Here is a 12142-nt window from a genome sequence, read left to right on the forward strand (position 1 = left end):
CCCTTGATGCTAACAGGCTTGCGGGCGATGGGAAGTGATAATTTTAGGCTTAAAGCAATTTTCGGGCCGGGCACTGTGCCGGCTCTCGCCAAGTCGATCAGTGCTTTCGTTGCAAAAATTTGAAGGTTAAAATATATCGAGGAAACGATCTGCATCCCAGGGAGCCAGCGCATGTCCGGATTGCCGCATTCGCCGCACGCGCTGGTGACCGGTGGCGGTCGCGGCATCGGCCGCGCGATAGCTGGCTCTCTCGTCGGTGCCGGCGCGACCGTCACCGTGCTCGGCCGGAATGCGGCGAGCCTTGCCGAGGCCGTGGACGCAGGCGCCGCGCATTTTTCGGCTGTTGCCGACGTCTCTGACGAGGCGTCGTTGAAGGCCGCCATACGTGAAGCGAGTGCGCGGCAGCCGATCGACATCCTGATTGCTAACGCAGGCAGCGCTGAATCGGCGCCGTTCGCGAAATCGGACAGCGCGCTGTTCAGCCGGATGATGGATGTCAATTTCATGGGGGTCGTGCATGCCGTCCAGGCTGTGCTGCCAGGCATGAAGGATCGTCCCTACGGCCGCATTGTCGCGGTGGCATCCACCGCCGGGCTCAAGGGCTACGCCTATGTCAGCGCCTACGTTGCCGCGAAGCACGCCGTGATCGGCCTCGTGCGTTCCCTTGCCCTCGAAATGGCCGGAAGCCGTGTGACCGTGAATGCGGTGTGCCCCGGTTTCACCGACACCGATCTGGTCGCCGGCAGCATTGAGAACATCATGAAGAAGACCGGCCGAACCCGCGAGCAGGCGATCGCCGAGCTCGCGAAGCACAATCCGCAAGGAAAACTCATTACGCCGCAGGAGGTGTCCGACGCGGTGCTCTGGCTGTGCGGCGAGGGCGCCAGCGCAATCACCGGACAGGCGATCGCGGTTGCGGGCGGTGAAATCTAACATGGCAATGCAGGCCCGGATCAAGACATCCAAGGAGATCGCATGAGCAGACCAGCCAATCCCGTCACCGTGCCGCTCGCTGATTATTCGCCGCAGCACTTCCTGCTGGCCGTCGTCGAGGGCGTCGCGACAGTCACGCTCAATCGCCCAGAGCGGAAGAATCCGCTCACCTTCGAGAGCTACCGGGAACTGACCGATTTCTTCCGCGCCTGCGCCTTCGACGATGCGGTCAAGACCATCGTCGTCACCGGCGCCGGCGGAAATTTCTCGTCGGGCGGCGACGTGTTCGAGATCATCGGCCCGCTCGTGAAGATGGACACCAAGGGGCTGACAGCGTTCACGCGCATGACGGGCGACCTCGTCAAGGCGATGCGGGCCTGTCCGCAGCCGATCGTGGCCGCCGTCGAGGGCATCTGCGCCGGGGCGGGGGCGATCATCGCCATGGCCTCGGACATGCGCCTCGCGGCGAGTGGCACAAAGGTCGCGTTCCTGTTCAACAAGGTTGGCCTTGCCGGCTGCGACATGGGCGCCTGCGCGATCCTGCCGCGGATCATCGGCCAGTCGCGCGCCTCCGAACTGCTCTACACCGGCCGGTTCATGACCGCCGAGGAGGGCGAGCGCTGGGGCTTCTTCAGCCGGCTCGTCACGCCGGAGCAGCTGCTGCTCCAGGCGCAGGTTCTGGCGAAGCAGATCGCGGAAGGGCCGACCTTCGCCAATACCATGACCAAGCGGATGCTGGCGATGGAATGGGCGATGTCGGTGGAGGAAGCGATCGAGGCGGAGGCCGTCGCCCAGGCACTCTGTATGACCACGGCGGATTTCGAACGCGCCTTCGAGGCGTTCGCGAACAAGGTCAAACCGGTCTTCAGGGGCGACTAGGGCGGTCCTCTTTCCGGGAAGCCGCGACAGGGGGCTTGCGCGAAATTATTTTAGGCTTAAAATAGTTTCCGTGGCCGGGTGAATTGGCGAGGCTCCCATGAAAGTCGCGATCATCGGTGGCGGACCTGCGGGTCTCTATGCTGCGATCCTGCTCAAGAAGCAGCGGCCGGGCGCCGAAGTCACGGTGTATGAGCGCAACCGGGCCGATGATACTTTCGGCTTCGGCGTGGTGTTCTCAGACGCCACGCTGGACAATTTCGAGAAGCACGATCTTCCGAGCTACCGCCGCATCACCCAGGAATTCGCCTATTGGGACGACATTGCCGTGCATTTCCGCGGCACGGTGCACCGGGTCGGCGGCAACGGCTTTTGCGGCTGCTCGCGGCAGAAGCTGCTGCTGATCCTTCAGGAGCGCGCCCGCGAGTTGGGCGTCGCCCTGCATTTCGAAGTGGATATCGACGACGAATCCCGCTTTGCGGATGCCGATCTCATCCTTCTCGCGGACGGCATCAACAGCCGCTTTCGGGAGAAACATATTGATCATTTCCAGCCCGAGGTCGATGTCCGCTCCAACAAGTTCGCCTGGATGGGCTCGACCAAACCGCTCGATGCCTTCACCTTCATCTTCCAGGAAACCGAGTGGGGCCCGTTCATCGCCCATGCCTATCAGTATGAGGCTGGGCATTCGACCTGGATCTTCGAGACGGATCCGGAGACGTTCCAGCGCGCCGGGCTGACCGGGCTGGATGAAGCCCAGTCCGCCGCGCGCATGGCCGAGATCTTCGGCTGGTTCCTCGGCGGGCATAAGCTGCTGACCAACCGCTCGATGTGGCGCAACTTCCCGATGATCCGCAGCAAGCGCTGGGTCAAGGACAACATGGTCCTGCTCGGCGACGCCAAGGCGAGCGCGCATTTCTCGATCGGCTCAGGCACCAAGCTTGCGATGGAGGACGCCATCGCGCTGGCCCAGGCGCTGGAAAAGGCGCCCAGCATCAAGGCGGCGCTGGAGATCTATGAGCACGGCCGCCGCGAGGAGGTCGAGAAGACCCAACACGCCGCCGACGTCTCGCTGGTCTGGTTCGAGCATGTCGATCGCTTCTGGGACTTCGATCCCGTGCAATTCGCCTTCGGTGTGATGACGCGCTCCAAGGCGATCACCTATGACAATCTGAAGCTCCGCGCGCCGGATTTCGTGGCCGAGGTCGAGAAGACGTTCGCCAGGCAAGTGCGCAGCAGCGGCTTCGATGTCGACATAGACCGGCCGATGGTGCCGCTGTTCCAGCCGTTCCGATTGCGCGAGATGGAGCTTGCCAATCGCGCGGTGGTTTCGCCGATGTGTATGTATTCGGCCAGGGAGGGCGTGCCGACCGACTTTCACCTCGTGCATTACGGCTCGCGCGCGATCGGTGGCGCCGGGTTGATCTTCACCGAGATGACCTGCGTCAGCCGCGATGCCCGGATCACGCCCGGTTGCGCCGGCCTGTGGAACGACGAGCAGGAGGCTTGCTGGCGTCGCATCGTGGACTTCGTCCACGGCAATTCGGCCGCCAAGATCTGCCTGCAACTGGGTCACGCGGGCCGCAAGGGCGCAACCAAATTGATGTGGGACGGCATGGACCGTCCCCTGGAACAGGGCGGCTGGGATATCTTGTCGGCATCGCCGCTGCCCTATTTCCCCGACAGCCAGGTGCCGCGCGAGCTCGATCGCGCCGGCATGAATGCCGTGAGGGACGCTTTCGTCGCAGCGGCCGAGCGCGGCGAGCGCTGCGGCTTCGACATGCTCGAACTGCACTGCGCCCACGGCTATCTGCTCGCGAGCTTCATCTCGCCCCTGACCAATACCCGCACTGACGAATATGGCGGCTCGCTCGAAAACCGTCTGCGGTTCCCGCTCGAAATTTTCGAGGCGCTGCGCGCGGCGTGGCCGTCACACAAGCCGATATCGGTGCGCATCTCCGCAACCGACTGGGCTGACGGCGGCATTACCGGCGATGATGCCGTCGCCATCGCCCGCGCTTTTGCAGAGGCGGGCGTCGACCTCGTCGACGTCTCGACCGGCCAGACCGTGCGCGACGCGCAGCCGGTTTACGGGCGCATGTTCCAGACGCCGTTTTCGGACCAGGTCCGCAACGAGGCGCGGGTGGCCACCATGTGTGTCGGCAACATCACCACGGCGGACCAGGCCAACACCATTCTGGCCGCAGGCCGGGCGGACCTCGTCGCGCTCGGACGTCCCCATCTCGTCGACCCCTTCTTCACCATGAAGGCGGCGGCCTGGTACGGGGCAAACGAGGCCTTCTGCCCCCCGCAATATCTGCCCGGAAAAGATCAGATCTTCCGCAACAGCGTCCGCGACCGGCAGGATCTCGAGGAGCTCAGAGTTAAGGCTAAGCCCAAGACCCGGGCCGAGCTCAAGGCGGAGGCGACAAAGCCGCTTGCGGCGGAGTGACCGCCCGTGCGACGTTAACCCATTGCCTGTGTTTCCAGTGGAGTTTGGGCGATGAAGGCGATTATCGTCGGTGGCGGTATCGGTGGTCTCACCACGGCATTGATGCTGCGCTCGCGCGGCCTCGATTGTGAGATCTTCGAGCAGTCCGACACCATTCGCGAGCTCGGCGTCGGCATCAACACGCTGCCGCATGCCATGCGCGAACTGGCCGGCCTCGGCCTGCTTCAGAAGCTCGACGACGTCGCGATCCGCACCGATCAGCTCTATTATCTCAACCGCCATGGCCAGGAGGTCTGGCGCGAAGCGCGCGGCATCGACGCCGGCCATGACGTGCCGCAATTCTCGATCCATCGCGGCCGGCTTCAGGGCGTCATCCATCGTGCGGTCGAGGAGCGGCTCGGGCGGGAGGCGATTCACACCGGCTGCCGGCTCGGCGCATTCACGCAGGACGAAGGTGGTGTCACCGCCTATTTCTTCGATCGCGGCGGCTCGCACGTCCGCACCGCGCGCGGCGATATCCTGATCGGCGCCGACGGCATTCACTCGCGCGTCCGCGAGACGCTGTTCCCGAACGAAGGGCCGCCGTGCTGGAACGGCCTGATGCTGTGGCGCGGTGCCCGCGACTGGCCGCTGTTCCTCACCGGCAAATCCATGATCGTGGCCGGCGGGCTCAATGCCAAGGTGGTGATCTATCCGATCGCGGAAGGATCCAGCCCGGCGAGCCGCCTGACCAATTGGGCGGTGCTGGTGAAGGTCGGCGAGGGCAACGCTCCGCCGCCGCGGAAGGAGGACTGGTCGCGGCCGGGCCGCCGCGAGGAGCTGATGCCGCACGTGGCGCGCTTCTCGATCCCCCATATCGACGTGAAGAGCCTGATCTCGGCGACGCCCGAATTCTACGAATATCCGACCTGCGACCGCGATCCCTTGCCCTATTGGTCGGCGGGGCGCGTCACGCTGCTCGGCGACGCCGCGCATCCGATGTATCCAGTCGGATCGAACGGTGCCTCGCAGGCGATCCTCGATGCGCGCTGCCTCGCCGATGCGTTGGTGCGCGCCGAGCATCCGCGCCAGGCGCTGCTCGAATACGAGAAGAAGCGCCTGCCGATGACGGCCGAGATCGTCCGCTCGAACCGGCGCGGCGGTCCCGAAGGCGTCATCGACGCCGTCGAGCAGCTTGCGCCTGACGGTTTCGACAACGTCGACAACGTGCTGAGCTATTCCCAGCGCGAAGCCATCGTGCGCGGCTACGCCACCAAGGCGGGCTTCGCCGCAGTGCCGGGTCTCGCGGCGGTGCGCGCCTGACGCGCGACGCTAGCCGCCGGGTGGCGGCGGCAGGAAGTGGATGTTGAACTCGGCGGCCATCGCCACCACGTCCTCGGGCTTCTGCTCCTTCATGTTGTGAAGGCCCCAGAACAGGTCGAAGAGCTTTTTGGTCGGCGACACCCAGAACAGCACTTTGGCGGTCTGTTCCGACTTGTTGAAGATGCCGTGCGGCACGCCCATGCCGAGACGGATCAGGTCGCCGGCGGTTGCCTGCGATTCCGAATTGCCGAGCATGAAATCGAGCTTGCCCTCCAGCATATAGAGATACTCATCCTGGTCGGGGTGAATGTGCGGCGGCACGAAGGTGCCCGGCGGCAGTGTCGCATGCCAGGAGAAGCTGTGCTCCGTCTTGCTTTTCGGCACATAGGTCTGGCCGAGAATGTTCCAGGAAATGCCCTGGATGCCCTCATTGGCCCGCGTGATGCCGGTGATTTCGCTGCTCATTGAAGTCCTCCCTTGACGCGACGCTCGGCTTAGTTCGCCGCCTTGCAGTCCTTGGCATAGCGGTCGCCGTAATTTTCGAACACCTTCTGCACGATCTCAGTCTGGAACTTGCCATCCGGTCGCTTGGCAACCTTGGTCAGGTAGAAATCCTGGATCGGATAGCCGTTGGTGTTGAACTTGAAGGCGCCGCGCAGCGAGGTGAAGTCGGCCTTCTTGAGCGCCGCCCGAACGGCGTCCTTGTTCGACAGATCGCCCTTCACCGCCTTGACCGCGCTGTCGATCAGCATCGCGGCGTCATAGGCCTGGAAGGCGTAGGTGCCGGGCACGCCGTTATAGGCGGCCTCATAGGCGGCAACGAACTTCTTGTTCTGCGCGTTGTCGAGATTGGGTGCCCAGTTCGCGCCGCCGAACATGCCGACCGCGGCATCCTGCTGCGCCGGCAAGGTCGATTCATCGACGGTGAACGCCGAGAGCACCGGAATGGTGTCGGCGAGGCCCGCCTGCCGGTACTGCTTGACGAGATTGACACCGAGGCCGCCCGGCATGAACGTGAACAGCGCATCGGGCTTCTGCGATGAGATCTTGGACAACTCCGGCTGGAAGTCCAGCGTGTTCAGCGGCATGTAGGACTCCTCGACGATCTCGCCCTTATAGTCGAGCTTGAATCCCGCCACCGAATCCTTGCCGGCCTGATAGTTCGGGACCATCAGGTACATGCGCTTGTAACCGCGATCCTGCGCCACCTTGCCGAGGATCTCGTGCACCTGATCGTTCTGGTAGGAGGTCACATAGAAGAACGGGTTGCAGTCCTTGCCGGCGAATGTCGACGGGCCGGCATTGGGGCTGATCAGGAAGGTCTTCGATTCCGTGATGGGCCTGTGGATCGCCTGGAGGATGTTGGAGAAGATCGGGCCGACCACGAAGTCGACCTTGTCGCGCTCGAGCAGGCCCTTGACCTTGGTCACCGCCGCATCCGGCTTCAACTCGTCATCCGCGACGATCAACTCGACATCGCGGCCGCCCATCTTGCCGCCGAGATCCTTCACCGCGAGCGCAAAGCCGTCGCGCACCTGCTGGCCCAGCGCAGCGGCAGGCCCCGACAGGGTCACGACGACGCCCAGCTTGATCCTTTCCTGGGCGAGGGCAGGGCTCGTCGCGGTGCCGAGCAGCATGGCGGCTGCGGCGAAGGTCATTTGCGTCTTCATGATCTGTCCCCTCGTGACGAACGGCCTGCGATGCAAGCCCCGTACTGCAATCCAAGCTTATGCCGATGATGACCGCCGCGGCAAGCCGCGCTCACGACGTCGCATCTGCGGGCAGCGGCGCATGCAAGCGGCGCGCCAATTATTTGAAGCCTAAAGAAATCGACATGCGGTCGATTGTTGCAGCTTTGGACTTGCGGTCGGCTCCGATTTATTTGAAGCTCAAAACGTTGGGGAATCCGTGCGGGCGCGAATGCCGGCCGTGAGTGACTGCATCAACATGCTCGATTCCGAGACCAAGGCCGTCGAAACGCCGGAGGACCATGCCGAAGAGCTTCGGCTGTGGCTGCGGCTCCTGACCTGCACGACCCTGATCGAGGGCGAGGTTCGCGGGCGGCTGCGGCAGCGGTTCGACGTCACATTGCCCCGGTTCGACCTGATGGCGCAGCTCGACAAGGCACCTGACGGCATGACGCTGTCCGACGTCTCCAAGCGCATGATGGTGTCGAATGGCAATGTCACCGGCCTCGTCGAGCGTCTCGTGGAATCCGGTCATCTCGACCGGCGCACCTCGGAGACCGACCGCCGGGTCCAGGTGATCCGCCTCACGAAACTCGGGCGCGCCGAGTTTCGCAGGATGGCTGCGGAACACGAAACCTGGATCGCCGATCTCTTTGCCGACCTGACGCCGAAGGATGTGCGCGAATTGATGCGGCTGCTGGCCAAGACCAAGGCGTCTGCGCAGAAATCGGCCGCCCGCCGCCGGCCGTAGCCGCGCGGACGACAGGCCGCCAAACCCTTTTGCCGCATGAAAAAGCACGCAATGCCCAAAATCCCCTATTGCGCCGAATTGTTTTAAGCCTAAAATGTTTTCAGATCGTGCTGCCGGGTGCAATCCATGCTGAAAGGAGCGTGCGATGGCCAACGCCGCCAAGGTTCAAGTGTCGGGCTCGTGTGACGGCAATGCTGCATCGGCCCATGTCGATACGTTCGCGCGGCAACATCTGCCGCCGCGCGAGCTCTGGCCCGAATTCATCTTCACGCGGCCGGAGCTGCGCTATCCATCGCGATTGAACTGCGTCAGCTACTTCCTCGATCGGTGGGTCGAGCAGGGCCACGGCGATGCGCCCTGCGTCATCAGTCCTGCGGTCAGCTACAGCTATCGCGAGCTGCAAGCTCTTGTGAGCCGCATCGCCAACGTGCTCGTCGACAAGCTGGGTCTGGTCACCGGCGGTCGCGTCCTGCTGCGCTCGGCCAACAACCCGATGATGGTCGCAACCTATCTCGCCGTCATCAAGGCCGGCGGCATCGTCGTCGCCACCATGCCGCTGCTGCGCGCCAAGGAGCTGTCCTATCCGATCCAGAAGGCGGAGATCTCGCTCGCGCTGTGTGACGGGAAGCTCTCCGAGGAGATGGAAAAGGCGAAAGCCGCGGCGCCCGGCCTCAAGCATGTGGTGTATTGGGGCAATGGCACCCCGGATTCGCTCGAAGCGCTGATCGCGGATGCGAGCCCGGAGTTCAGGGCTGTCGACACCGCGTCGGACGACGTCTGCCTGATCGCCTTCACCTCGGGCACAACGGGCGATCCCAAGGGCACCATGCATTTCCACCGGGACATGCTGGCGGTGTGCGACGGCTATGCGCGCAACATCCTGCGCGCCGAGCAGAATGATCGCTTCGTCGGCTCGGCACCGCTTGCCTTCACCTTCGGTTTTGGCGGCGTATTGTTTCCGATGCATATCGGCGCATCCTTCGTGGTGCTGGAGAAGACGACGCCAGACGACATTCTCAATGCGATCGAGCAGTACAAGGCCACGGTCTGCTTCACGGCCCCGACCGCGTACCGGGCCATGCTCGGCAAGCTCGCCGGCCGCGACATCTCTTCGCTGCGCAAATGCGTTTCCGCGGGCGAGACGCTGCCCAAGCCGACATTCGACGCCTGGCTCAAGGCCACCGGCATCAAGCTGATGGACGGCATCGGCTCGACCGAGCTGCTGCACATCTTCATCAGCGCGACCGAAGACGAGATCCGGCCCGGCGCGACCGGCAAGCCGGTGCCGGGCTATGAGGCCAAGATCGTCGATGATGAGGGCCACGACGTGCCTCCGGGCACGATGGGCCGCCTGGCCGTGCGCGGGCCGACCGGCTGCCGTTATCTCGCCGACGAGCGGCAGCGGAAATACGTCCAGAACGGCTGGAACATCACTGGCGACACCTACCTGATGGATGCCGATGGGTATTTCTGGTACCAGTCGCGTTCCGACGACATGATCGTGTCGGCTGGCTACAACATCGCGGGGACCGATGTCGAGGCGGCGCTGCTCACCCATCCCGCGGTCGTCGAATGCGGTGTGGTCGGTGCCCCGGACGAGGCCCGCGGCATGATCGTGAAGGCGTATGTGATTGCCGCCCCCGGCGTGACGACCGATGCGCAACTCGTCGCCGAGTTGCAGGAGCATGTCAAACGCGAGATCGCGCCGTACAAATATCCGCGTGCGATCGAGTTCGTGACGCAATTGCCCAAGACCGAGACCGGCAAGTTGAAACGATTTGCCCTGCGTCAGCTGGCGCAGGCCGCAGCGACGTCCTCAGGCGTCGCGGCGGAATGAGAGAAGGATAGAGAATTGTCCGTGACAACGCCCAAAGGTCCGCAGCTCGCGGTGCTGCCGGCGGCAGCCGAGCACGAAACCCGTCCGAAGGCGCAGGTCCTGCAGCCGTCCGGCTGGCCGCTGCCGAAGGGCTATGCCAACGGCATGGCTGCCGAGGGACGCATCGTCGTCACGGGCGGGGTGATCGGCTGGGATGCTGAAGAGCGTCTTGCGGATGGCTTCGTCGCGCAGGTGCGCCAGACCTTGGCTAACATCGCAGCGATCTTGGCCGAGGCCGGCGCGCGACCCGAACACCTCGTGCGCCTGACCTGGTACGTCGTCGACATGGACGAGTACCTGGCCAATCTGAAGGAGCTGGGCAGGATCTATCGCGACATCTTCGGCGCGCACTATCCCGCGATGGCGCTGGTCCAGGTCGTCCGGCTGGTCGAGAAGGCGGCGCGCGTCGAAATCGAGGCCACCGCCGTCATTCCTCGCTGAGACCTGCTGCGATCGGCTCGCGCTGGTTAGCCCGCTTTGGCAAGCCTGTCGTCCTCGGGCGAGTTGAGATAGACGCCCGATATGGTGTCGACCCAGCAGAGATGGTCGTGCACCTTCTTCACGCCCGCAACGTTCTCCGCGGCGACGACCGCGGCCTGCCGCGTGCGCTCCTCGGTGATGACGCCGCTGAGGTGAACGATGCCGTCGCGGACGATGACGTTCAGCCCGAACGGGCACCAATCGTTCTTCTCCATGGTCTCGATGATACGGCTGCGAATGTGATCGTCGTCCGCCGTCGGATCCGGCACCTCGCCGGCGAGCCCCGCCACCGCCTGTAGCAGATTGGCGCGGGAGACGATCCCGACGACCTTGTCGCCGCGCACCACCGGCAGCCGCTTGACGTTATTGCGCTCCATGAGATCGACGATCTCCGCGAGCGCCGTGTCTTCGGTGATGGTCACGACTGATTCCGTCATCACCTCCGAGACCCTGCGGCCGTGCTCGTGGACGAAGTCGCTGGCCGATTTGCCCGGACCGAGGATGAATCTCAGCCACCGTCCGCGCTTGCGGCCGGTGCCGATTTCGCTGCGGCGGATGAAATCCCCTTCCGAGACGATGCCGAGCAGCCTGCCGGTCTCGTCCACGACCGTGAGGCCACTGACATGCCGCTTCAGCATGATGTTCGCGGCCTCGACGATGCTCGTGTCGGGAGTAACCGAGATGACCGATCGGGTCATGATCTGATGGGCGCGCATCGGGAAGCTCCGCGAGTTCACACTGATATCGATGTGCGAAGCTTAGATCATCGGGAGAGGCTGGATTTGACGCAAGTCAAGCGGGGGCGAGCACCTAATCCTCAGGCTCCGGGTTCGGCACAAGGTCCGACGACCGGAACGGCTTGGCCTTATCCAGCTTCCGGTACGCCGCTGACGCCTTTCGCAACAGCTTCTTTTCCCGCTTGTGGTCGAGGAAGCGAATGCCGGCTTCCGGGCCGGCGCCGCTCAGCGACGCGGCCAGCGCCTGCCCGCGCGCATCGTCGTTCAACTGCCCGAGGGACTTCTGTGCCTTGCGCAATTGCTTGAGGATGGACTTCTGCTTCGCCGCCGCCCCGTCGGCGAACAAATCCGCGAGCGATTCGACCGAATAGGTCATCCGCTTGTTCAGGAGCCGCAGCTTGTGTCGTTTCTCGACATCGAGCTTGCTCAGCTTCCGGGCCTTCTTGAGCAGCGTCTTTTCCCACGCTGTCAGCCGCTCCGTTGCGTGGTCGGCGAGCGAGCAGCGGCGCAGTCGGATGGCTTCCTTGCTGCGGCGGGTCGACCAGGGGCCGCTCTCGATCCAGGCCGAGGTCTGCTCGACCAAGCGGCGATAGCGCGCCGATTGCAGCGCGCGCGCCAGCAGGCGATGGCTCTCGGCACGCTTCTCGTCCCAGTGCTGGAGCTCGGCGATCACGGCGAGTTCGTCACCGCTTTCGGCGACGACACGCTCGATCGCTACGTCGAGATCTCGCACCATGCCAAGCTGACTGTTGAGCCATTTCAGTTCGGCCCAGACATGCGGCCGCAGCGGGTCGTCGACCATCGGCGAGAAAAATCGGATGGCGGTGCGAAGATGCGTCAGCGCGATCCGGATCCGGTGCAGCGCGTCAGGATCGCCGCGGCAGGTGCCGTCGTGTTGGGCGAGCACGGTATCGAAATGACGGCGGGCGATGATCCGGAACGCCGTGTCGCAGGCCATGCCGGGACTGAGGCGGCCGGGGAGGGCGCTACGTCGCGTCGTCGGCATGGCGCGTGCGGCCGTCGAGGTCGTGCTGGGTCGCGCCATCC

The 12142-nt window shown here is 64.1% G+C and carries 11 protein-coding genes; 7 read left to right on the forward strand and 4 right to left on the reverse strand.

All coding sequences use genetic code 11. The features are described 5' to 3' along the window. Positions 1-171: 171 nt before the first annotated feature. The 4 genes from SE91_RS08080 to SE91_RS08095 all read left to right on the forward strand — a co-directional run bounded on the left by SE91_RS08080 (position 172) and on the right by SE91_RS08095 (position 5563). On the forward strand, positions 172-933 hold the full coding sequence (locus SE91_RS08080) for an SDR family NAD(P)-dependent oxidoreductase (RefSeq protein ID WP_061847197.1): 762 nt from the start codon (positions 172-174) through the stop codon (positions 931-933). A 42-nt stretch (positions 934-975) separates the two neighbouring features. Continuing rightward, positions 976-1812, forward strand: a complete 837-nt coding sequence (locus SE91_RS08085; protein WP_061847198.1) for an enoyl-CoA hydratase family protein — start codon at positions 976-978, stop codon at positions 1810-1812. Between the two features lie 97 nt (positions 1813-1909). Beyond that, complete coding sequence (locus tag SE91_RS08090; protein ID WP_061847199.1) at positions 1910-4261, forward strand: bifunctional salicylyl-CoA 5-hydroxylase/oxidoreductase; 2352 nt, start codon at positions 1910-1912, stop codon at positions 4259-4261. A gap of 51 nt (positions 4262-4312) precedes the next feature. After that, positions 4313-5563, forward strand: a complete 1251-nt coding sequence (locus tag SE91_RS08095) for a flavin-dependent oxidoreductase (RefSeq protein ID WP_061847200.1) — start codon at positions 4313-4315, stop codon at positions 5561-5563. Positions 5564-5572: 9 nt separating this feature from the next. Here the strand turns inward: SE91_RS08095 and SE91_RS08100 are convergent, their stop codons facing one another. Beyond that, positions 5573-6028, reverse strand: a complete 456-nt coding sequence (locus tag SE91_RS08100; RefSeq protein WP_008555525.1) for a cupin domain-containing protein — start codon at positions 6026-6028, stop codon at positions 5573-5575. 29 nt (positions 6029-6057) lie between these two features. After that, a complete protein-coding gene (locus SE91_RS08105; RefSeq protein ID WP_061847201.1) occupies positions 6058-7233 on the reverse strand; it encodes an ABC transporter substrate-binding protein in 1176 nt (391 codons plus the stop codon). Between the two features lie 250 nt (positions 7234-7483). On the opposite strand from SE91_RS08105, the gene SE91_RS08110 reads away from it, so the two are divergent. The 3 genes from SE91_RS08110 (at position 7484) to SE91_RS08120 (ending at position 10319) form a co-directional block, all read left to right on the forward strand. Beyond that, the gene (locus SE91_RS08110) at positions 7484-8002 is read left to right on the forward strand and encodes a MarR family winged helix-turn-helix transcriptional regulator (protein WP_008568331.1); all 519 of its coding nucleotides are present in this window, start codon (positions 7484-7486) and stop codon (positions 8000-8002) included. A gap of 145 nt (positions 8003-8147) precedes the next feature. Next, the gene (locus SE91_RS08115) at positions 8148-9839 is read left to right on the forward strand and encodes a benzoate-CoA ligase family protein (RefSeq protein ID WP_061847202.1); all 1692 of its coding nucleotides are present in this window, start codon (positions 8148-8150) and stop codon (positions 9837-9839) included. Positions 9840-9860: 21 nt separating this feature from the next. Next, on the forward strand, positions 9861-10319 hold the full coding sequence (locus tag SE91_RS08120) for a RidA family protein (RefSeq protein WP_061851042.1): 459 nt from the start codon (positions 9861-9863) through the stop codon (positions 10317-10319). 26 nt (positions 10320-10345) lie between these two features. Here SE91_RS08120 and SE91_RS08125 read toward each other — a convergent pair whose 3' ends face one another. Both SE91_RS08125 and SE91_RS08130 read right to left on the reverse strand, forming a co-directional pair. Beyond that, positions 10346-11074, reverse strand: a complete 729-nt coding sequence (locus SE91_RS08125) for a CBS domain-containing protein (RefSeq protein WP_061847203.1) — start codon at positions 11072-11074, stop codon at positions 10346-10348. A 94-nt stretch (positions 11075-11168) separates the two neighbouring features. Further along, complete coding sequence (locus tag SE91_RS08130; RefSeq protein ID WP_061847204.1) at positions 11169-12140, reverse strand: CHAD domain-containing protein; 972 nt, start codon at positions 12138-12140, stop codon at positions 11169-11171. Positions 12141-12142 lie beyond the last annotated feature (2 nt).

This window comes from Bradyrhizobium sp. DOA1 (assembly GCF_001593325.1).
In the GTDB taxonomy this organism is placed as follows: domain Bacteria; phylum Pseudomonadota; class Alphaproteobacteria; order Rhizobiales; family Xanthobacteraceae; genus Bradyrhizobium.